Annotated in this window: 18 protein-coding genes, 1 tRNA gene and 1 pseudogene; 10 read left to right on the forward strand and 10 right to left on the reverse strand. The window is 65.6% G+C overall.

Annotated features, from left to right (window positions below):
* Nucleotides 1-252 precede the first annotated feature (252 nt).
* Both Q1L59_RS01140 and Q1L59_RS01145 read left to right on the forward strand, forming a co-directional pair.
* Complete coding sequence (locus Q1L59_RS01140; protein ID WP_300327458.1) at nt 253-1161, forward strand: glycosyltransferase family 2 protein; 909 nt, start codon at nt 253-255, stop codon at nt 1159-1161.
* A gap of 30 nt (nt 1162-1191) precedes the next feature.
* Complete coding sequence (locus tag Q1L59_RS01145) at nt 1192-2652, forward strand: hypothetical protein (RefSeq protein WP_300327459.1); 1461 nt, start codon at nt 1192-1194, stop codon at nt 2650-2652.
* A 23-nt stretch (nt 2653-2675) separates the two neighbouring features.
* Here Q1L59_RS01145 and mnmC read toward each other — a convergent pair whose 3' ends face one another.
* From mnmC to prfB, 3 genes are all read right to left on the reverse strand, one after another.
* The gene (gene mnmC / locus Q1L59_RS01150; RefSeq protein ID WP_300327460.1) at nt 2676-3905 is read right to left on the reverse strand and encodes an FAD-dependent 5-carboxymethylaminomethyl-2-thiouridine(34) oxidoreductase MnmC; all 1230 of its coding nucleotides are present in this window, start codon (nt 3903-3905) and stop codon (nt 2676-2678) included.
* A gap of 20 nt (nt 3906-3925) precedes the next feature.
* Nucleotides 3926-5440: a lysine--tRNA ligase gene (gene lysS / locus Q1L59_RS01155; protein WP_300327461.1), complete on the reverse strand. Its 1515-nt coding sequence runs from the start codon at nt 5438-5440 to the stop codon at nt 3926-3928.
* 3 nt (nt 5441-5443) lie between these two features.
* A protein-coding gene (prfB, locus tag Q1L59_RS01160; RefSeq protein WP_300327462.1) for a peptide chain release factor 2 occupies nt 5444-6548 on the reverse strand; the annotation gives its coding sequence in 2 pieces (ribosomal slippage) (nt 5444-6466 and nt 6468-6548; 1104 coding nt in all).
* 420 nt (nt 6549-6968) lie between these two features.
* Here prfB and Q1L59_RS01165 point away from each other — a divergent pair.
* The 4 genes from Q1L59_RS01165 to Q1L59_RS01180 all read left to right on the forward strand — a co-directional run bounded on the left by Q1L59_RS01165 (nt 6969) and on the right by Q1L59_RS01180 (nt 10722).
* Nucleotides 6969-7892, forward strand: coding sequence for a site-specific DNA-methyltransferase (locus tag Q1L59_RS01165; RefSeq protein WP_300327463.1), 924 nt, complete (start codon nt 6969-6971; stop codon nt 7890-7892).
* 190 nt (nt 7893-8082) lie between these two features.
* On the forward strand, nt 8083-8514 hold the full coding sequence (gene hisI / locus Q1L59_RS01170) for a phosphoribosyl-AMP cyclohydrolase (RefSeq protein ID WP_300327464.1): 432 nt from the start codon (nt 8083-8085) through the stop codon (nt 8512-8514).
* Nucleotides 8511-9401: an ATP phosphoribosyltransferase gene (hisG, locus tag Q1L59_RS01175; protein WP_300327465.1), complete on the forward strand. Its 891-nt coding sequence runs from the start codon at nt 8511-8513 to the stop codon at nt 9399-9401. Before hisI ends, hisG begins: the two co-directional genes overlap by 4 nt.
* A 205-nt stretch (nt 9402-9606) precedes the next feature.
* The gene (locus tag Q1L59_RS01180) at nt 9607-10722 is read left to right on the forward strand and encodes an ABC transporter substrate-binding protein (protein WP_300327466.1); all 1116 of its coding nucleotides are present in this window, start codon (nt 9607-9609) and stop codon (nt 10720-10722) included.
* 45 nt (nt 10723-10767) lie between these two features.
* Here the strand turns inward: Q1L59_RS01180 and Q1L59_RS01185 are convergent, their stop codons facing one another.
* On the reverse strand, nt 10768-11223 hold the full coding sequence (locus Q1L59_RS01185; protein WP_300327467.1) for a hypothetical protein: 456 nt from the start codon (nt 11221-11223) through the stop codon (nt 10768-10770).
* 127 nt (nt 11224-11350) lie between these two features.
* On the opposite strand from Q1L59_RS01185, the gene Q1L59_RS01190 reads away from it, so the two are divergent.
* Complete coding sequence (locus Q1L59_RS01190) at nt 11351-12298, forward strand: LysR family transcriptional regulator (RefSeq protein WP_300327468.1); 948 nt, start codon at nt 11351-11353, stop codon at nt 12296-12298.
* Here Q1L59_RS01190 and Q1L59_RS01195 read toward each other — a convergent pair.
* Together Q1L59_RS01195 and Q1L59_RS01200 are read right to left on the reverse strand one after the other, a co-directional pair.
* A complete protein-coding gene (locus Q1L59_RS01195) occupies nt 12292-12939 on the reverse strand; it encodes a glutathione S-transferase family protein (protein ID WP_300327469.1) in 648 nt (215 codons plus the stop codon). The two genes, Q1L59_RS01190 and Q1L59_RS01195, sit on opposite strands and share 7 nt — an antisense overlap.
* Before the next feature lie 93 nt (nt 12940-13032).
* Nucleotides 13033-13350: a DUF2917 domain-containing protein gene (locus Q1L59_RS01200; RefSeq protein ID WP_300327470.1), complete on the reverse strand. Its 318-nt coding sequence runs from the start codon at nt 13348-13350 to the stop codon at nt 13033-13035.
* Nucleotides 13351-13464: 114 nt separating this feature from the next.
* On the opposite strand from Q1L59_RS01200, the gene gcvA reads away from it, so the two are divergent.
* Nucleotides 13465-14391, forward strand: coding sequence for a transcriptional regulator GcvA (gene gcvA, locus Q1L59_RS01205; protein ID WP_300327471.1), 927 nt, complete (start codon nt 13465-13467; stop codon nt 14389-14391).
* A 163-nt stretch (nt 14392-14554) separates the two neighbouring features.
* On the forward strand, nt 14555-16666 hold the full coding sequence (gene metG / locus Q1L59_RS01210; protein ID WP_300327472.1) for a methionine--tRNA ligase: 2112 nt from the start codon (nt 14555-14557) through the stop codon (nt 16664-16666).
* Here the strand turns inward: metG and hpnE are convergent.
* The 3 genes from hpnE to hpnC are packed head-to-tail and all read right to left on the reverse strand — an operon-like array spanning nt 16659 to nt 19670.
* Nucleotides 16659-17987, reverse strand: coding sequence for a hydroxysqualene dehydroxylase HpnE (gene hpnE / locus Q1L59_RS01215; RefSeq protein ID WP_300327473.1), 1329 nt, complete (start codon nt 17985-17987; stop codon nt 16659-16661). The two genes, metG and hpnE, sit on opposite strands and share 8 nt — an antisense overlap.
* Nucleotides 17984-18817, reverse strand: a complete 834-nt coding sequence (hpnD, locus tag Q1L59_RS01220) for a presqualene diphosphate synthase HpnD (RefSeq protein WP_300327474.1) — start codon at nt 18815-18817, stop codon at nt 17984-17986. Before hpnD ends, hpnE begins: the two co-directional genes overlap by 4 nt.
* A 34-nt stretch (nt 18818-18851) precedes the next feature.
* Nucleotides 18852-19670: a squalene synthase HpnC gene (gene hpnC, locus Q1L59_RS01225; RefSeq protein WP_300327475.1), complete on the reverse strand. Its 819-nt coding sequence runs from the start codon at nt 19668-19670 to the stop codon at nt 18852-18854.
* Nucleotides 19671-19860: 190 nt separating this feature from the next.
* On the opposite strand from hpnC, the gene Q1L59_RS01230 reads away from it, so the two are divergent.
* A tRNA-Leu gene (locus Q1L59_RS01230) sits at nt 19861-19945 on the forward strand.
* A gap of 244 nt (nt 19946-20189) precedes the next feature.
* Here Q1L59_RS01230 and Q1L59_RS01235 read toward each other — a convergent pair.
* Nucleotides 20190-20677 (reverse strand): annotated as a pseudogene (locus Q1L59_RS01235) (DUF1832 domain-containing protein); the annotation flags it as partial.

The raw sequence follows: 20677 nt of genomic DNA on the forward strand, positions 1-20677 counted from the left end.
TCGCCGCCCTCCTCGACGAACTCACCCAGCAGGAATTCCCACATCCGGAAACCGGAGCCAGAATGACCTTTGCGCTGGTCTAACGTGCCATCCGGGTTTCCTTCGAGATCCGGAAATCTGCAATTACACCGGGCTTGTCGCCATTAACCGCTGGCGACAACTTGCATGTCGCGTCGGAACCGGGTAAATACGAGGCTTGCCGCCGGCGCCCCGGCCAAACCCGATCCAGCCTCGCGAAGGAGCCGAACAGGCGTGAACGAGCCAGCCGACATCCTGATCAGCGTCGTCATCCCGACGTACAACTACGCCTATCGGCTGCCGCGCGCGCTCGATTCGGTGCTCGCGCAGCAGGCCGCCGACGTCGAACTGATCGTCGTCGATGACGGCTCGACCGACCAGACGAGCGACGTATTGGCCGCCTACCGCGGGCGCTACCCCGGGCTGGGCGTGCTTTGCCAGGCGAACGCGGGTGCCGGCGCCGCGCGCAACACGGGCATTCGCGCCGCGCGCGGAAGCTATGTCCTGCTCCTCGACGCCGACGACCAACTGGCGCGCGATGCCCTGACGAGTCTGCGCGCGGTACTCGCCGCCCATCCCGGCGTCGGGATGATCATCGGCGCGCACGTCTCGGTTTATCCGGACGGACGCGAGCGCCTGCGCGTACCGGCTGAGCTTCCGACCGCTTCACCACGCGAATTGGCGCAGCGCTACCTGCTCGACAAACGCATCGCCATCTCGCACGGCTGCACGCTTTTTCGCCGCGACCTGCTGCTCCAGCGACCGTATCCGGAGAGCTTGCGTTCGGGCGAGGATATCGCGGTTTTCGCCTACCTGCTGGTCAGCGCGCCGGTTGCCGTCACCCAGCACGCCATCGCACGCATCCACAAGCACCCGGGCAGCCTGCGCCACGACCGGCAGGACGAGGAGGAACGCGCACGGCTGATGACCAGCGAGGTCTTCGCCAGCCTGCCAGCCGAGTGCCAGCCGCTGCGCCAGTCGTACGAAGCCAGGCGCTACCTCTCGGCGTTTCGCGCCGCGGTCCTCGCCGACGACCCGAAAAGCGCGCGCCGTTTCTATTGGCGCGCTTTTCGCCTGAGCCCGCGCCAGGCACTGCGCTGGGGCTACGCGCGCAAGGCGCTGCGCCTCTTCTTCTGGTTCTGAGCCTCTCCGATCGGCCTTTTCGACGTCACCATGCACGCTTTCGCCTCGCTTGCCACCTGCGCCCGGCGCCTGCCGCCGCCGGCCCTTGCTTTCCTCGCCAGCCTGGCACTGTCGGCCATCGCCATCGCGGGAACGCTGGTCATCGGCAAGGATGCCGCCTACTACCTCGACCTTGCCCGGCAGGCGCTCGAGCACGGGCCCTCCGCCGCGCGACAGATCGAGTCATGGCCGTGGTTCCCGCTCCTGATCGCCGGATCGCACCGACTGAGTGGCCTGCCGCTGGAAGCGCTTGCCTATCTGTGGTGTTCGCTGTTTGCCGCCGGAACCTGCGCCGTGCTCGTCGCTGCGACGCAAGAGCGGATCGCCGGCAGCGGCTACTGGGCCTGCCTGATCGTCCTCGCCATGCCAGCTTTCAACCAGTTCCGCGACGACATCATTCGCGAGCACGGCTACTGGTTTTTCGTCGCCCTCGCCCTCTGGCTCGCTCTGCGCTGGCTCGAACGCGGTGGTTGGGCGCGCGCCGCCGTAATTCACCTGGCGCTTGCCGGGGCGGTGTTCTTCCGCCTGGAGGCGGTCTTCCTAGTTCCCGCGCTGGTGCTCGGCCTGTGCAGCGAACTGCGCACGCGCCAAGGCTGGCTGCGCCTGCTGCAACTGAACGCCGTGCCGCTCTTTGCCGCAGCACTCGCCATTCTTTTCGTCACGATCAAGGGTGGCGGCCTGGAGCAACCGCGCGTCGCCTACTTCCTGTCGTTCATCGACCCGCGCACTCTGCTCGCCCGTCTTGACCTGATGGCGACCGCCTTTGCCAAAGCCGCGCTCGACAAGTACGCTGCCGACGAAGCGCGGCAGATCGTCGTGTATGGACTGGCGCTGGCACTGCTCGCCAAGTTTATCGTCCTCAACGGGCCCTTCGCGCTCCCCTTGCTGTTCGCCCGAGGCTGGTCCGCGATCCGGCGCGCATACTCGACGCTGCAGCCCTTCGCCTGGGCATGGCTGGTCTATCTCGTGTTGCTGCTGGTGTTCTTCGTCCAGAAGGGTTTCGTCAATTCGCGTTACGTCAGTCTGCTCAACCTGCTCGCACTGCCCTTCCTGACCAGCGCCCTGCTCGTCTTCGTCCACCGCTTCCCACGTCTGGGCAAGGGCCTGGTCGTCGTCGCCTGCCTGGTCATGCTGCACAACGTGACCTCTTTCGGCGCCCGCAAGACGCATTACCTGGAAGCGGCCGCCTGGCTAACGCAGCACACGGCGCCGGCCGACACCATCTACTACGAGGACGCACGCATCGCCTACTACGCCGGCCGCGGTTATCCGATCCCGCTGCAGGCGCGCGAGGAAGTGCTCGTACAAGCACCGCCAGAATTCCGCTATTTCGTCCTGACGAGCAAACGTGAAGACGCGAACCTGTCGGCCCTGCTCGAGCAGCAGCACAAGCGCGTCCTTGGTCGCTTTGCCAACCGCAAGGGCGACAGCGTGCTGATCGTCGGCGACTGAGACGCTGCGCAGCGACGCGCGGGCTAGCCGGCTGTCGGCGTGCTGGGTAGCCGAGCGGCGCCGCGTTGCGACCGGCGGCTGCGCCCCGGCAGAACGAAGCGGCCAGGGTCGACGGCATGCACCAGATCGTCGGCCAGCGGCGGCGGCTCGCCACAGATCAGGCTGGCGAGCAGTTCGCCGGCAAGCGCCGACCAGACGATGCCGCGCGCGCCAAAGCCATTGATCAGGAAAAGGCCCGGCACGCGCGGCAGCCTGCCGAGCGGCAGCGCCGGTGCGGTCGGATCGATCGTCGCGCTGGCCGCGATCGGACCGATCATCGGCAAGCGATCCGGCGCCAGCGGTCGAAAGCCGACGCGACCGCCAATCCCGGCCGGCACCAGCGCCTTGCTGTAACCGGGCAGAATGAAGTCGAGCCGGGCGAGATTTTCGGCGTGATCGGCCGCGCGCAGACCCACCTCGCCGTCATCGACGGCGAAAGTCGCGCCGGCGCAGCGCACGCCGTCAACCGCCGGGGTGACGTAACCCAGCCGGCAGACGACCACCTGCGGCGGCGAATCGGCCTCGGCCGCCAGATGCGACACCTGCCCGCGCGCCGAGCGCAGCGGCAATTGCCCAGTGACGGGAAAGCGGCGGGCGTCGACCGCGTTGGCGAGAACCAGGACGGGTGCTTCGGCGATTACGCGACCGGCTGCATCGCGCACGCTCCACAGCCCGCCGTGCTCGCCGATCTGCGCCACCTGACAGCCAAAATGCAGGCGAATCGCTGTCCCGCAACGGGCAACGTTGGCCCGGCAGAGCGACGCCGGATTGACCCAACCGGCACGCGGAAACCACCAGCCGCCGAGCGCCACCGGCCAGCCGGCCAGGTGGCTGGCTTCCTCGCGGTCGACGAAGCGCAGAACGTCCGCCGCCGCTTGCCGGGCCTCGACGACACGCTGCTGCGTAGCGACGTGCGCCGCGTCGCGCCCCAGGTGCAGAACGCCGCTCGGCGCCCAACGCAAGGGCAGATTCTCGGCCGTCAGCCGGGCAAAATGCTGCAGTGCGAAAGCAAAAGCGGCGTGCGTCAGCCGACTCAGGCGATTGTCGTCGAGCGACGGCAGTGGACGCATGACGCCGACCAGGTTGCCTGAAGCGCCTTCCCCCGGCGCCGCCGCTCGATCGATCAGGTCGACCTGCCAGCCGCGCGCGACCAAGCGCTCGGCAGCGCTGCTGCCCGCCAACCCTGCCCCGACGACGATCGCTTGCGGCCTCATGCGCGCAGCGCCACTGCCGGCTACTCCGGGCGCATCTGCGGAAAGAGAATGACGTCGCGAATGTTCGCGGCATCGGCCAACAGCATGACGAGCCGGTCGATGCCGACGCCGCAACCGCCGGTCGGCGGCAGACCGTATTCCAGCGCACGGATATAGTCGGCGTCGTAATACATCGCTTCCTCGTCGCCGGCGTCCTTCGCCCTCGCCTGCTCGGCGAAGCGCGCCGCCTGGTCCTCCGGATCGTTCAGTTCGGAAAAGCCGTTGGCGATTTCGCGACCGGCGATGAACAACTCGAAACGCTCGGCGACCTCCGGGTTGGTGTCGCTGCGCCGAGCGAGCGGGCTGACCTCGGCCGGGTAATCGACGATGTACGTCGGGTCCCACAGATCGGCCTCGGTCGTCTCCTCGAAAAGCGCCAGTTGCAGCGCGCCGAGACCCATTTGCGGGCTCGTCGCGACGTGCAGTGCCGCCAGCTTGTCGCGCAACCAGCCGGCGTCGGCGAGTTGCGCGCTGCTAAAACCGGGATGGCTACGGCGGATCGCGTCGACGATCGTCAGGCGGGCGAACGGTTTGCTGAAATCGAGCGGCCGCCCCTGAAACTCGAACACCTCGCCACCGAGCGCCTCGCGCGCGCTGTGTCGCAACATGCCCTCGGTGAAATCCATCAACTGGCGATACTCCGAGTACGCCTCGTAGAACTCCATCATGGTGAATTCCGGATTGTGCCGCGGGCTCAGCCCCTCGTTCCGGAAGTTGCGGTTGATTTCAAAGACCTTCTCGAAACCGCCGACGACCAGGCGTTTGAGGTAGAGCTCGGGCGCAATGCGCAGGAAGAGCTGCATGTCGAGCGCATGGTGATGCGTCTGGAACGGGCGCGCCGTCGCACCGCCCGGAATCGGGTGCATCATCGGCGTCTCGACCTCGAGGAAGCCGTGCCTGACCATGTAATTGCGGATCGACTGGACGATGCGGCTACGCACGGCGAAAGTGAAACGCGACTCCTCGTTGGTGATCAGGTCGACGTAGCGCATGCGGTACTTCTGTTCCTGGTCGGTCAGCCCGTGAAACTTCTCGGGCAGCGGGCGCAGCGACTTGGCAAGCAGACGGATCTGCGCGCACTCGATCGTCAACTCGCCGGTACGCGTGCGAAAGAGCGTGCCGACGACGCCGACGATGTCGCCCATGTCCCAGCGCTTGAACGCGCTGTAGTTCTCCTCGCCGATCCGATCGCGACTGACGTGCGCCTGGATGCGGCCCGAGAGATCCTGCAGCGTGACGAAGGCCGCCTTGCCCATGACGCGCTTGAGCATGATGCGACCGGCAAGCTTGACCTCGACGCAAGCCGCGTCAAGCTCGTCGCGCGTACGCACGTCGTAAAGCTCGTTGATCTTGCCGGCCGTATTCTCACGCGCGAAGTCGTTCGGGTACGCCCCGCCCGTCTGCCGCCATTCCGCCAGCTTGGCGCGGCGCTCGGCAATGATATGGTTCTCATCCTGCTGCGGCGAGCCCGCGGGCTGGCTATCGTCTTGCTTCACGCCTTACACTCCCTGTTTGAGGCTGGCTTCGATGAACTGGTCGAGGTCGCCGTCGAGCACACCCTGCGTGTTGCCGACCTCGACATTCGTACGCAAATCCTTGATTCGCGATTGATCAAGTACGTAAGACCGGATCTGGTGGCCCCAGCCAATATCTGACTTGGCGTCCTCGAGCTTCTGCTGCTCGGCCTGTCGCTTGCGCATCTCGGCTTCGTAGATGCGCGATTTCAGCATCGCCATCGCTTCCGCCCGATTGCGGTGCTGCGAGCGGTCGTTCTGGCACTGCACGACGATGTTGGTTGGCAGGTGCGTGATGCGCACCGCCGAGTCGGTCTTGTTGATGTGCTGGCCACCCGCGCCCGAAGCGCGATAGGTGTCGATACGCAGATCGGTCGGGTTGATTTCGACCTCGAAGGAGTCGTCGATCTCCGGGTAGGCGGAAACCGAGCAGAAGCTGGTATGGCGCCGGGCGTTCGAATCGAACGGCGACTTGCGCACCAGACGGTGAATCCCGGTTTCCGAGCGCAACATGCCGTAGGCGTAGTCGCCGGAAATCTTCAGGCTCGCCGTCTTGATCCCGGCGACCTCGCCGGCCGACTCTTCGAGGATTTCGACGGCGTAGCCCTTGCGTTCGGCGTAGCGCAGATACATGCGCAGCAGCATCGCCGCCCAGTCCTGCGCTTCGGTACCGCCGGCACCGGCCTGGATGTCGACGAAGCAGTTCAACGGATCGGCCGGATTGTTGAACATGCGGCGGAATTCGAGCCCGGCAACCTCCTTCTCGATCGCCTCGAGGTCGGCGAGCACCGCGTTCAGCGTTTCGTCGTCGTCCTCCGCGCGCGCCATGGCGAAAATCTCGTCGGCATCGCGCAGCGCGTCGCCGACCCGGTTCAGCGTCAGCACGACATTCTCCAGCGAGCGCCGCTCACGACCGAGTTCCTGCGCCCGCTCGGCGTTGTCCCAGACGCGCGGATCCTCGAGCTCGCGCGCAACCGTCCTTAACTGATCAGCCTTCTGATCGTAGTCAAAGATACCTCCGAAGTTCGCTGGCTCGCTGCGCCAGGTCGGCGAGCCGGTTTTCGATCGTGTTGAGCTGTTCTGCTTCCATGACTTTGCCTGCCTTCGCTGAGTAAGGCGGGCATTATACGCTGCCGTCGTGCCGACCGCCGACACGCCCCAGCCGCGCGAGCGCACTCGATCGCATGGGCCGCTGCCTCCGACCAACCGCCAGACCGCCAGATGCCAGCTTGACGGCCGCGCACATGGCCGCCTAACATAGCCGCCGATACTCCGTTCGACCACCCGTCCCGCAACGGTGTGCCGGGCCACCCGGCAAGCCCGCCAGGCTGACCCCGGCGGTCGCCTCGCTGGACAGCGAAGCCGCAGCGAAGTCGAATCCGACAAGCCATGCCCACCAGATCAAACGACATCCAGCGCGATCTCCCGATACGCGTTGGCGACGCGGTTACGCAATCCAGCGTCTTCCGCCGGAAGAGCGTCGAGATCTTGTCCGCCCAGGTGTGATTCGATGAAAGCCAGCACGCACCGGCTGGTCAACGCGGACTCGCGCGATCTCGCCTTCCTCCCGGATGGCTCGGTCCATCTTGTGGTCACCTCCCCACCGTACTGGAATCTGAAGCGGTACAACGAGCATCCCGACCAACTCGGGCACATCCAGGACTACGAAGCGTTCCTCGGCGAGTTGGAGAAGGTATGGCGGCACGCGTACCGGGTTCTGGTTCCCGGTGGGCGTCTGGTCTGCGTCGTCGGTGACGTATGCGTTGCGCGGCGCGACTTCGGGCGCCACCTGGTCTTTCCGCTGCACGCTGACATCTGCGTCATTTGCCGCCGCATTGGCTTCGACAACCTCAACCCGATCATCTGGCACAAGATCGCGAATGCCTCGTACGAAGTCGTGAATGGCTCGAAGTTCCTGGGCAAACCCTACGAGCCCAACGCCATCATCAAGAACGACATGGAGTTCATCCTGATGCAGCGGAAACCGGGCGGGTACCGACAGCCAACCGTGGCCCAACGCGAGGAAAGCCGCATCGACAAAGGTGACTTCGACCGATGGTTTCAGCAGATATGGAACATCACCGGAGCCTCGACCAAGCAGCACCCTGCGCCATTTCCTTTGGCCCTGGCGACGCGCCTCGTGCGCATGTTTTCGTTCTCCGGCGACACCGTCCTCGATCCCTTCTGCGGCTCGGGCACGACAATGATTGCCGCCTTGCGCAGTGGTCGCAACAGCATCGGAATCGACATCGACCCCGAGTACTGCCGGATGGCTGCGCGCTACCTGAAGGCCGAGAACACCGACCTGTTCACTACCGCCAGCTTGTCGTTCGAGAGAGTCGCCAGCGCCGATGTCGCATCTGAATCCGCGCCGCGGCTGCGCGAGGATCACGCCCTGTACGAGGTCCGCCCGGCGCGCAAGAAGCTCGCTTAGGGAAGGCGAAGCCGACGACGATATCCCCGCGGAGCGTCGTTGCTGGGCAGCACGGGCAGATCCCGGACAGACATGACCGGCGGCCGCGCGCCGCCGATACAGCACCTCTCTCGCCGAAATCGCCCAGGCGCTCGGCGCGAGCGCACGAAGCGGCTACACTTGCGCCTGCGCTGCGCGTACGACGGCACGGTTGCCGCCAGCGGCGCGATCGGACAACACTCAACGGACAAGGAATGCAGGCTGCATGATCAGGATTGACTTTGAAAAGATGGGCGGCTTGATCCCGGCCGTCATCCAGGATGCCGAAAACGGCGAGGTGCTGATGGTCGCTTTCATGGACGAAAAGACCTTGAATCTGACCCTGGAGTCAGGCCGGACCTGGTTCTTCAGTCGTTCGCGCAACAAGTACTGGATGAAGGGCGAAGAGTCGGGCAACACGCAGGAAGTGGTCGAGGTGCTTACCGATTGCGACGCCGACACGGTGGTCATCAAGGTCAGGCAGAACGGCCCCGCCGCGTGCCACACCGGCAACCGGAGCTGCTTCTTCGTGCGTTGGGAAAACGGCACCTGGGTCGAGCATTCGCACCCGCTCTTCGACCCGGCCCAGGTGTACAAGAAATGAGCGCGCCGACCACCGGCAATCGGCTGAAGTTCGGCATCCCCAAGGGAAGCCTGGAGGAGTCCACCGTCGAACTGCTGCGCAAGGCTGGCTGGCGGGTCACCACCAGTTCGCGCAGCTACTTTCCCAGCGTCGACGATCCAGAGATGCGCTGCAGCCTGATCCGTCCGCAGGAGATGGGCAGATACGTCGAACGCGGGACAATCGATGTCGGCATTGCCGGCCGGGACTGGGTGCGCGAGAGCGATTCGGATGTCGTCGAAGTCTGCGAGATGGTTTACTCGAAGGTTTCCCGCGGCACGGTGCGTTGGGTTCTAGTGGTCAGCGACGATTCGCCGGTTCGCTCGCCCGAGGATCTGCGCGGCGCGACGATTTCGACCGAGCTGGTCGGTTTCACCGAACGATACTTCGCCGAGCGGCAGATCCCGGTCACCGTCGAGTTCTCCTGGGGAGCGACCGAAGCCAAGGTGGTCGAAGGCCTGTGTGATGCGATCGTCGAAGTCACCGAAACGGGCTCGACGATTCGCGCCAATGGCCTGCGCATCGTCTGCGAGCTGATGGAGTCGTTGCCGGTCATGGTGGCCAACCGGGCGGCCTGGGAGGACCCCTGGAAACGGCTGAAGATCGAGCAGATCGCCACTCTGCTGCAATCGACTCTGCGTGCGGAAGGCATGGTCGGCATGAAGATGAACGCACCGGGCGAGCGTGTCGCCGCCATTACCGACATCCTGCCCAGCCTGAAGAACCCGACGGTGGCCCATCTGTACGATTCCGACTGGGTTTCGATCGAAACCATCCTTCCCGAAAAGGAGGTTCGGCGAATCGTTCCCGAACTGATCCGGCTCGGTGCCGAAGGCATTGTCGAGTATCCGCTGAACAAGATCATCTGAAGCCAGTGGCAGTGTCGGTGCGCACAGCCTGGCTTGCGCGCGCCGACAGAGGCGAGTGATGCTTCTCCGGCCGGCTTCTGCGGTGTCGTACCATTCGTTGGTCAAACGGCAAGCGCCAAATTTGCCACGGCCACCGCCATCCGGGCGGGCTATGATCGGGTATCGGCGGGTCGAATACGCCCGTCGGCTCTGGAGGGAAAGAGTCATGCGGGTCAAACTTTGGCGGAGCGTACTCGTCGGCTGCTGCCTGGCGAGCAGCGCATTTGCTGCGGAAGAGATCGTCCTGGGGCAGACCGTCGCGCTTTCCGGCCCGATGGCCGAGCACGGCAAGGCGATTCAGGCCGGCGCACGGGCCTACTTTTCCCGGATCAACGCCGATGGCGGCGTGCATGGCCGACGAATCGTCCTCAAGTCGCTGGACGATGGCGGTGACGCAAACCGGGCGGCGGAAAATACGGCCCGCCTGATCGACCAGGAACGCGTGCTGGCGGTGTTTGCCGGCGCCGAAGGCGGCCCCTGCATCGCCAGCATGAAGGTGGCGATCGAAAGGAAGACGCCGCTGGTCGCCTGCCTGGCTGGCGCCGCCGAGTTCCGCGAAAGCTATAACCGCTACGTCTTTCCGGTGCGTGCTGGACATCAGCTCGAATTCGAGCGCCTGGTCGATACGGCCGCCCAGTTTGGCCAATTCCGCATGGCTTTCCTGCACAGCGACAGCGAGACCGGGCGCAAGCATCTGGCCAACGTGCGCAAGGCATTGGCCCGGCACCAGCTCGATCTGACGAAAGCCATCGTTCTCCCGGCCAAGCCCGATGCTGAAGCGATCGCGCGCGAACTGCGCGAGGCGAAAGTGGATGTTGCCTTCAACCACGGCAGCTACGCCGCATTTGCTGCGGTGATCACGGCCAGTCGCAAACTGGGCGCGGCGACGCGCTTCATGGCGGTCAACTCGGGCGCCCAGCAGATGGTCCGACTCCTCGCTGGCGAAGCGCAGGGGCTGGTCTTCACGCAGGTCGTGCCCTTCCCTTGGGGGGTCGCGCCGCCGGTCGTCAGGGAGTATCAACGCGACCTGCAGGCGGTCGATGCGGCGGCCGACTTTTCCTTCAGCAGCCTTGAGGGCTATCTCAGCGCACGCGTGCTGGTGGCCGGCCTGCAACAGGCCGGAGCGGCAACGCCGAACCGCGAGGCACTGGTTAATGGACTGGAAAAGCTCGGGCAATACGATCTCGGCGGCTATGCCGTCAGCTATTCGCCCCGCCAGCACCTTGGCTCGTCGTTCGTAGACACGGTGATCGCGACGCGCGACGGTCGCTTCGTGCATTGACCGCGGCGACTGCCGCGCCCGGGCGACGGCTGCCGCCGCGGCTGATCAAGCGCTGACCGACGGCTGCGCGCGGTGGCGCTGCGCACGCAGCACCACGGTGCGCGCGACATGCTGCAGTTCAAGCCCCCAGCGGCTCATTGCTTCCGAAATGAGAATTGCCTCGCCGCCGTTCAGGCAACCGTCGGCCTCGGTGATCTCGACGATCGCGGCGAGCGCCTGCTGCTGCTTTTCCGGCGCGCGGATGTCGTCAAGCAGGTGCTCGACCAGATCGCGATCAAGTTCGATCTGTCCGACGTTCGGCGAGCGCGCGCACTGCAGCAGGTCGTTGCAGAATTCGTGCGTGACGCGGTCGAGCGTTGCGTGCGAGATGCCCAGCTTGTCGAGAATGGCTTGCCGATCGAGCGATTCGATTTCGCGTGGGTCGAGGGCACCGTCGGCAAGCAGAGCGAGGGCGACGATGCGTGACATCGCTTCCGGGCTGTCGGTGGTGTAGTGGCGCATGCTTTTCTCCTGGCTTCGAGTTTCGATGATTGCCCCGTGCGTAGGTGGGACGGAGCAGACTATGGGGGCGCCGGGCGATAAAGTCCAATGAGATATAATTGTTGAGTGTATTTGCTGGAGCTTATGAGTGCCGCGTCGCCGCATCAGCTTTCGTCAACTGGAAACCTTCACTACCGTCGCCCGACTGCGCAGTTTCACCAAGGCGGCGGCGGCCTTGCACCTGACGCAACCGGCGGTTTCGCTACAGATTCGCCAGCTCGCCGAGGTGCTTGGCGCGCCGTTGTTCGCGCAGCAGGGCCGCCTGCTGGTCCTCACCCAGGCGGGCGAGGAAGTGCTCAAGATGGCGCGCGAACTGGACGATGTCTGGAACCGCTTCGAGGCTGCGATCGACGAGCTGAAGGGACTGAAGCGGGGCCGCCTGCGCATCGCACTGGTTCCCACGGCCAAGTACTTCCTGCCCAGAATGCTCGGCGACTTCTGCCGGCGCTACCCGGAGATCGAAGTCGAGCTTGAGATCGCCGAGCGCGAACGCGTCGTTGCGCGCCTGCGCGGCAACCAGGACGACCTCTACATCATGGTCTATCCGCCGGACGACCTGCCACTGATCTGCACGCCGTTTCTCGACAACGAGCAGGTGGTGATTGCCCCGGTCGGGCATTGGGCGGCCGGCCGCAAGCTTGCACTCGACGAACTGAGCGGCGAGCGCTTCATCCTGCGCGAAGTCGGCTCGGGCTCGCGGCGGACGATCGACAGCCATCTCGCGCAGACCGGGATCAGGCTCGATGTCAAGCTGGCGGTGAGCAGTAACGAGGCGATTCGCGAGCTCGTCGCCACCGGCGTCGGCCTTGCCGTGCTCTCGCGGCACGCCTTGCCGGCCGACCCGGCGGCTGCCGGCGTGTGCATGCTCGAGGTCGAGGGTTTTCCCTTGCGCCGCCCTTGGCTGGTCGTTCAGCTCAGAAACAAAACCTTGTCGCTGCCGGCGCGCGCCTTCCTCGCGCACTTGCTGGAAGCGGGAGGCGCAGCCGCTACCGCGCCGGCCGCCGCAGCAGTCGGCGCCAGCAACCCCGATCACTGATCGATAGGTACCGCCTTGAAAGCAGCGCTGGCTTCCAGCCGGTCGGCCAGCGCGCTGAGCGCCAGGCACGCGCTGGCGACGTCTGCCCATTCGTTCGGCCGAACGTAGCGCACGAAGCCGATCCCGCTCACCGTCGTGATGTCGGCCTGCGTCAGGCGGTTGCCGAACAGGAAGTCGCCGACCAGCTTCTCTTCGAGCATGGCAAACGCCTGGCGCATCTGACCTCGCAGGCGGTCGGTCCATTCGGCCCAGAGCAACTCGCGCGGTCGCTTGTGCTCGTATTCGATCGCCACCGCTTTCTCGGTAGCGACGGTCGCCAGCGCCATCAACTGCTGCACCTGCCGGCGCTCCGCGCCCTGCCGTGGAATGAGCGGTGCGCGGCCACGTTCAAAAGCGAGTTCGTCGAGGTAATCGAGAATGTACGCGCTCTCGTAGAGCGTCTCGCCGTCCGGCAGCGTCAACATCGGGACCTTGAACAGCGGATTGATCGGCCGCATCGCATCCATCTGCCGGAACACCGAGAGCGACACGTGTTCGAACGGGATTCCGTACAGTTGCATGGTCACCGCCACGCGCCGAACAAAGGGCGAGTCGTAGAGGCCGAGCAAACGGTGTGGCGCAGCTTCCGACAGATTTGTCATCTCTTCTTCTCCAGTCGTAAAGGTTGGCGCCGCCAGGCAGCACTGCCTGATCGGCGGCTGGGCACGCCCGGCGCAGCTCTGCCGGGCGATCGTTCAGGCACAGGCCGGCACGCCGGCCAGTCTGAAGCGGGGCACTGCCCAGTCACGGCGGGCGGCGCCGGCGGGCGGTGCGAGACGGATTCTGGCGGGCAGTTCGGCCCCCGGCAGCGGCCAGGTCTCGATCACCGTCGTCCCTGGCTGGACGAGGCGGTGACGCTGGCCGGGCAGCAGCCAGATATCGCGGCCGCCCATTTCTTCGGTCAGCCAGATTCGCCCGCCAAGTGCAATGACCGTCCAGCCGGCCAGCCCGTCCAGCGAAACGGCTGCGCCAGCACTCAATTCGAATTCAACATGGGGTAACAGGGTCGTCATGGCTTCCTCCTTTGCCAGCGATGATGCCTGTCCGATGCTTCACAGGTGCGGCCATTTTCAGCTCGCTGGCGGGCCAGTACAATCGAATTGTTCTGACGCGACATGTGAAAAAAATTGACCGATAACCGCCGCCTCCCGCCGCTTGGCAGCCTGCGCGTCTTCGTTGCCGCCGCGCGCAGCCAGAGTGTCACCGGCGCAGCCGCCGAGCTGCATCTGACGCATGGTGCGGTCAGCCACCAGTTGCGCCAGTTGCAGGACCAGCTCGGGGTCGCCCTCTTCGAGCGGCACGGTCGCGGCCTGAAGCTGACCGCGCAGGCCGCCGTCTATGCCGAACAGGTGGCGCGTGCGCTCGGCGAAATCGGCCAGGCGACCGAGCAACTGCTGGCGATGCGCGACTACCGCCGGCTGCGCGTCAGTTGCATGCCGTCGTTCGCCGCGCGCTGGCTGCTACCGCGCCTGGGCAGCTTCATTTCGCATCACCGCGAACTCGACGTCGAGGTGCAATCGAGCGCCCGACTGGCCGACATCAAGGGCGGCGAGGCCGATGTCGCGCTCCGCTTCGGCCACGGCCGCTACCCTGGCCTGAGCTGCCGGCTGTTGATGCGCGACTGGTACTACCCGGTGTGTTCGCCCGAGTTCATTGCTCGCCACGCGCTGCTCGACCCGGCGCAGTTGGGCGAGCTGCCGCTGCTGCGCTCGAACGACGAACTCTGGCAACCGTGGTTTACCGCGGCCGGACTGATCGTCGACGAGCCGCAGCGCGGTGCCGTTTTCGACGACTCCAATCTGATGCTGATGGCCGCCGCTTCCGGCCAGGGCGTCGCGCTCGCCCGCCACACGCTGGCGCTCGACGGCCTGGCCAGCGGCGCGCTGCGTCGCCCTTTCCGGCTGGCTGTCGAGTCGCCGCTCTCCTACTACTTCATCTGTCGTCTGGCCGACGAGCAGCAGGCCGGGATCGTCGCCTTTCGCGCCTGGGTATTCGAGGAAGCGGCGTCGTACCGCGCGCCAGACGGCGAACTGGCGCCTTCGCCTCAATCCTGAGCTTGGCCGGCGAAGTGGGCGTCGCGCCGGGCGCGCGGGCCGATGCGCTGCGCTGGCCGTCGGCCGCCGGTAGCGTGATCGAAGGTGGCGGCAGGCGGCATTGAACGGCTGCCGGCGATCCGCGTTTGGTAGAATGCCCGTTTGTCCAGCCGGCCGGAATCCCATGCCCCGCAAGATCCTCGTCACTTCCGCCTTGCCCTATGCCAACGGCGCCATCCATCTCGGCCACCTGGTCGAGTACATCCAGACCGACATCTGGGTCCGCTTCCAGAAGATGCGCGGCAACGAATGCTGGTACGTCTGCGCCGACGATACGCACGGCACGCCGATCATGCTGCGCGCCGAGAAGGAGGGCCTTACCCCGGAAGCGCTGATCGAACGCGTGCAGCGCGAACACACGCGCGACTTCGCCGGTTTCCACGTCGGTTTCGACAACTACTACACGACGCACTCGCCGGAAACACGCGCCTGCGCCAATGAAATCTACCGTCGTCTGCAAGCTGCCGGGCTGATCGAAACGCGCACGATCGAGCAGTACTACGATCCGCTCAAAGAGATGTTCCTGCCCGACCGCTTCATCAAGGGCGAGTGCCCGAAATGCGCGGCGCCCGATCAATACGGCGACAACTGCGAGCAATGCGGTTCGGCGTATACGGCGAACGAGTTGCGCAACCCGTATTCGGCCGTCTCCGGCGCCCGACCCGAACTGCGCCAGTCGGAACACTACTTCTTCCGGCTCTCCGACGCGCGTTGTCAGGCTTTCCTGCGGCGCTGGACGCAGGGCGAAGGCCGGCTGCAGAGCGAAGCCGCGAACAAGCTGCAGGAATGGCTGGGCCCGCCCGGCGAGAATCACCTCACCGATTGGGACATCTCGCGCGACGCGCCGTACTTCGGTTTCGAGATCCCGGACGCGCCCGGCAAGTATTTCTACGTCTGGCTCGACGCGCCGATCGGCTACATGGGCGCTTTCCGCAACCTCTGCGCGCGCAGTGGAATCGATTTCGACGAGTACTGGCGCGCCGACTCGATGACCGAGCTGTATCACTTCATTGGCAAGGACATTCTGTATTTCCACGCGCTCTTCTGGCCAGCCGAACTCGAACACGCCGGCTACCGGACGCCGAGCAAGGTTTTCGCACACGGTTTCCTGACCGTAGACGGCGCCAAGATGTCGAAGTCGCGCGGCACCTTCATCACCGCCGAGAGCTATCTGGCGCAGGGGCTCGATCCCGAGTGGCTGCGCTACTACTACGCCGCCAAGCTGTCGGCGTCGATGGAGGACATCGACCTCAATCTCGACGACTTCATCGCGCGCGTCAATGCCGACCTGGTCGGCAAGCTGGTCAACCTCGCCAGTCGCTCGGCCGGCTTCATCAGTCAGCGCTTTGCCGGTCAACTGTGCACCTGCGACGAGTCGCTGCGCGCGCTGCAGGCGATCGGCGAAAAGCAGGCGGCGATCGCCGAGCACTACGAAGCGCGCGAGTTCGGCAAGGCGATGCGCGAAATCATGGCGCTCGCCGACCTCGCCAATCAGTACGTCGACAGCGTCAAACCCTGGGAAATGGCCAAACAACCGGGGCGCGAGAGCGAGTTGCAACAAGCCTGCAGCAACACGCTCAACCTCTTCCGCCGGCTGATCATCCTGCTCAAACCGGTCCTCCCGGCGCTCGCCGCAAAGGTCGAAAGCTTCTTCAACGTCGCGCCCTTCACCTGGGACGATGTCCGCAGCGTGCTCGCCGCCGGACACGCGATCCGGCCTTATCGCCACCTGATGACGCGCGTCGACAAGAAGCAGATTGCCGCCCTGGTCGAAGCCAACCGCGAGTCGCTGACCACGATCGCGCCGCCGGCTGCGCCGCAGAAACACGCCGAGCAGCAGGAGAAAGCAGCGGCCGTCGCCGTCGCCCAGGCGGCGGTGGCCACGGCCAATGGTGGCGCGCATCTGACGCTCGACGAGTTCATGCGCGTCGATCTGCGGATCGCGCAGATCCGCGAGGCAAGGCAGGTCGAGGGTGCCGACAAGCTCGTCCAGCTCCTCCTCGACCTCGGGCCACTCGGCACGCGGCAGGTCTTTGCCGGAATCAAGACGGCCTACGATCCGGCCAGACTGGTCGGTCGGCTGACCGTTGTCGTCGCCAATCTGGCGCCGCGCAAGATGCGCTTCGGACTCTCCGAAGGAATGATCCTCGCCGCCTCCGACCCGGATGGAACGACGCCCGGCATCTTCCTGCTCGCCCCTGACGCCGGCGCGCAGCCCGGCATGCGCGTCAAGTAAGGCCGTTGCCGGCGCGCTGACCGGCCGCCGGCGCGCCGAGTATCCCGCGCGCCGCGGCGACGCCGCTGCGCACCGCCGCTTCCAGCGTCGCCGGGTATTCGCCACAGACGTAGTCGCCGGCCAGCCACACGCCGCGCCTGGCGGTCTGCGCGGCCGGTCGCGGCAGGCCGGGACGGCAAGAGTAGGTCGCTCGCCGCTCGCGCACGACGCGTACCCAGGCGGGGTCGGGCAGGCGGCGGCGCAGCACGCCGGCGAGTTCTCCGGCCAGCGCGGCAAACAAGGCGGAATTGTCGAGTTCCTCCCAGGCGCCACGCCCGCTGAGAACGAAAGCGAGCAGCCCGTCGTTGCCGCACAACGCGCCGCGGTCGAAAACCCACTGGCCGACCCTCGTCGGCGAGCCACCCGCCAGACCGAGCATCGGCTCGGACAGCCGCAACTCGCGCGGATAGGCGCAATAGACGGTGGCGATCGGCTCGCAGCGATACCCGGCGAGCAGCCGCGCCAGGTCAGCCGTCTGCCCGTGCTGCGCCAGCAGGGCAGCGGCGTGCGGCGCGTCGACGGCGAGCACGACGGCTGCGTAGCGCTCGCCGGCAATGCCCAGCGACTCGCCGATCTGCTCGACGCGCGCCGACAGGCGAATCTCACCACCATGCGCGCGAATGAATTCGGCCGCCGGCTGCGCGAACAGCGCGTCGAGCTCGACGGCCGGCAGCAGCAGGTCGCTGGCCGCGCGCGCGCCGCCGACCGTATCGCGCAGCACGTTGAGAAAGACCTGCGCCGAGGCGTCGGCCGCCGGCGTGTTGAGCGCGGCCAGGCAGAGCGGTTCCCACAGAAAACGACGCAGCGCGCCGAACTGGCGATCGTGGTCGAGCAGCGCGGCAAGCGAACAATCGGCGGCCAGCCGGTAGCCCGTTCCCTGCCAGCGACGCAGACAGCGCAGCGCGGCGAGCTTCTCGCCCAGGCTGGCGCCGCGCGCGCTGAACAGGCCGACGGCAAGGTGCCAGGGCGCCGGCAGGCGTGGCAGACGCAGGGCAAACGGCCGCTCCGACGCGGCCCCGGGAAAGCAAAGGGCGAGCGGCACCCGGTGCAGCAAACGCGCCGGCTCTGCACCGACCTGCTGCATCAGGCGCAGCGTTTCGCCATACGCACCGCTCAGGATGTGCTGCCCGTTATCCAGCCGCTGCCCGTGCATGACGACGCTGCGCGCGCGCCCACCAAGCCGCCGCGCCGCTTCATGGACCACCACCTCGACGCCCGCCGCGAGCAATTCGACGGCTGCCGCCAAGCCGGCCCAACCGCCGCCGACGACCGCCACCCTCATCCGCGCACCCAGGTCCGCCAGGCAATCCACAGCTTGCGCAGCGGCGTCAGCGAAGTACGCTGCTGCAGCACCAGACAGCCGTCACGCTTGATTTCGTCGAGCAGACTGCGGTAGATCGCCGCCATCACCAGACCGGGGCGCTGCGCCCGCCGGTCGCTTTCCGGCAGGCTGGCGATCGCCTGCGCGTAATAGCTTTCCGCGCGCTCGATCTGGAACTCCATCAACTGGCGGAAGTTGTCCGAATGGCGAGCATTCAGAATGTCCGCCGCCGGAACGGAGAAACGCTGCAGATCCTCGATCGGCAGGTAGATCCGTCCCCGGCGCGCATCCTCGCCGACATCGCGAATGATGTTGGTGAGCTGGAAAGCGATCCCCAGATCGTGCGCATACTTCTGCGTCCGGCGGTCCTGGTAGCCGAAGATGCCGGCGGCGAGCAGGCCGACGACGCCGGCAACGCGGTAGCAGTAGAGCGCCAGCGTCTTGAAGTCGAGGTAGCGCGTTTGCCTGAGGTCCATTTCCATGCCGTCGATGATTTCCTGCAGTTGCTCCTCGGGCAGATCAAACTCGCGTTGCGCCGACTGCAACGCGAGCGTCACCGGATGCTGCGGGCTGCCGCGGTAAACGTTGGCCAGTTCGCGCCGCCACCAGGCCAGTTTGGTCGCCGCGACCTGCCCGTCCGGACACTCGTCGACGACATCGTCAACCTCGCGGCAGAAGGCGTAGAGCGCGGTGATCGCGCGCCGCCGGTCGGGCGGCAAAAAAAGAAAGCTGTAGTAGAAACTCGAACCGCTCTGCGCGGCCTTCTGTTGACAGTACTCGTCGGGGGTCATGCGCGAACTCGATCAATCGGCTGGGCAGCCATTGTCACACGAGCGACATGCGGAAAGCACGCCCGACGACGGTCAGCCAGTCCGCCGCAGCCAGCGTCGGACGCTGGCGGAAGACATCGCCGCGCACGCGCTGAATTCGCTCCAGGATGCGCAGGCCGCCCTGCACGGTCAGCCGGATTTCCCAGCCGAGACGCCCGGGCAGGACAAAGACCAGCGGCGCTCCCGCATACATCAAACGGCGCGTCCGCTCGATCTGAAAATCAAGCAAGGCAGACCAAGCGTCACCCCCGGTGCCGGCGGCAATCGCTGCTTCATCGATGTGGAAACGCTGCAGATCGGTCTGCGGCAGGTAAACGCGCCCCTTCTGCCAATCGATCGCGACATCCTGCCAGAAGTTGATCAGTTGCAGCGCCGTGCAGATGCAATCCGAACGACGCAGATCGTCGTCGCCGGTGCGTCCGACCAGATGCAGCAGCAGGCGCCCGACCGGGTTCGCCGAGCGCCGGCAATAGTCGAGCAGTTGCGCATAGTCGGCATAGCGCTTCTGCACGACATCCTGCGCAAAAGCGTCGAGCAGGTCGCGCAAGAGCGCCACCGGCAAACGCCACTCGTCGATCACCCGCGCCAGATCGGCAAACAGTTCGGGCGCCGGTCGCCGACCGCGCTCGATCTCGTCCAAATGGCGGCGATAGTCGTGCAAAGCCTGCAGACGCACGTCGTCACTCGCCTCGCCTTCATCAGCCAGGTCATCGGCGCTGCGCGCAAAGCGGTAGATCGCTTCGATGGGCCGGCGCAGCCGCGCCGGGAGAAGCAGCGAAGCGACCGGAAAGTTCTCGTAGTGCTTGACAGGCATGGTGCAGTGCGGGCGGCGGCCGTTCATCCGACGGCAGTTGGCGACGACGGGCGGCAAACACCCGCCACAGGTGCTGACAGTATAGGGTCGCGGCGGTTAAAATGCCGCTACGGAGTGCCGCCAGCAAGGTCCGCAGCCGGTCGGCCCGCCGAACCGGACGCCAGACACCACGCGCGTCGACTCCTGCCGTGCCCAGGTGGCGAAATTGGTAGACGCAGCAGGTTTAGGTCCTGCCGCCGCAAGGTGTGGGGGTTCGATTCCCTTCCTGGGCACCATAGACAAGTCCAAGCTAAAGAAGTCATGCAAGGCGAGCAATCGCCGGCGATCAACTCGCGCCAGGAACGCGACACGCCAGGCACAGCCGACAATCGGGCCCACCTCCGCAACAGGGAAGAGGCGGTGATAGCGTAAGGGGAGACCCTCTGCTGCGCCCGAACCTAAGGGCTGGGGTCATACCGATGATCGGCCCCGATTGCACCGAAGTGTGCGGTCTCGAATCGGTTCGGGGCCACGGTTGCCTCACGCGTAGGTCTTGTAGAACGCTTCGGCGGTGAACTTCACGAATTCCTCGGTCTTCTCCTGACTGCGCGCGACGACCTGCCATGGTTCCAAACGAGCGATCTCCGTCTGCAAGTCCCTTGCCGTCCTGGCGCTGCAACCAAGAATGTCCTGAACCGATCCCGCCGCTACGCCGTCGCACTGAAAAATGTAAGCGAAACTGAGCAACTGCTGGAAGTCGAAGAATTTCTGCTGGTAGTCGTTGGGCGATTGGCTGGCGAAAAACACGACCACCCCTTTTGAACGGCCTTCACGGATGATGCGCTGAAGGAACATGTTCTTCTGGCTCAGATAGTTGTGCGCTTCGTCGATGACCAGAATCGTGCGAATGGTGCGCCGACCTTCGGTGACCGGGCTGTCGGGCAGCGTTGCCATTTCCTTGTAGAGCCGCTCGATCACCAGATAGGCGACCAATTCCTTGAGCACCGGCATCGCATGCACGTCAATCA

It is taken from the genome of Accumulibacter sp., from assembly GCF_029255125.1.
Lineage (GTDB): Bacteria > Pseudomonadota > Gammaproteobacteria > Burkholderiales > Rhodocyclaceae > Accumulibacter.

Excerpts from the sequence above, each read along its gene's own strand:
- Q1L59_RS01145 (WP_300327459.1), top strand. The coding sequence starts at position 1,192 with ATGCACGCTTTCGCCTCGCTTGCCACCTGCGCCCGGCGCCTGCCGCCG.
- mnmC (WP_300327460.1), bottom strand. The coding sequence starts at position 3,905 with ATGAGGCCGCAAGCGATCGTCGTCGGGGCAGGGTTGGCGGGCAGCAGC.
- Q1L59_RS01165 (WP_300327463.1), top strand. The coding sequence starts at position 6,969 with ATGAAAGCCAGCACGCACCGGCTGGTCAACGCGGACTCGCGCGATCTC.
- hisG (WP_300327465.1), top strand. The coding sequence starts at position 8,511 with ATGAGCGCGCCGACCACCGGCAATCGGCTGAAGTTCGGCATCCCCAAG.
- Q1L59_RS01180 (WP_300327466.1), top strand. The coding sequence starts at position 9,607 with ATGCGGGTCAAACTTTGGCGGAGCGTACTCGTCGGCTGCTGCCTGGCG.
- Q1L59_RS01185 (WP_300327467.1), bottom strand. The coding sequence starts at position 11,223 with ATGCGCCACTACACCACCGACAGCCCGGAAGCGATGTCACGCATCGTC.
- Q1L59_RS01195 (WP_300327469.1), bottom strand. The coding sequence starts at position 12,939 with ATGACAAATCTGTCGGAAGCTGCGCCACACCGTTTGCTCGGCCTCTAC.
- Q1L59_RS01200 (WP_300327470.1), bottom strand. The coding sequence starts at position 13,350 with ATGACGACCCTGTTACCCCATGTTGAATTCGAATTGAGTGCTGGCGCA.
- metG (WP_300327472.1), top strand. The coding sequence starts at position 14,555 with ATGCCCCGCAAGATCCTCGTCACTTCCGCCTTGCCCTATGCCAACGGC.
- hpnE (WP_300327473.1), bottom strand. The coding sequence starts at position 17,987 with ATGAGGGTGGCGGTCGTCGGCGGCGGTTGGGCCGGCTTGGCGGCAGCC.
- hpnD (WP_300327474.1), bottom strand. The coding sequence starts at position 18,817 with ATGACCCCCGACGAGTACTGTCAACAGAAGGCCGCGCAGAGCGGTTCG.
- hpnC (WP_300327475.1), bottom strand. The coding sequence starts at position 19,670 with ATGCCTGTCAAGCACTACGAGAACTTTCCGGTCGCTTCGCTGCTTCTC.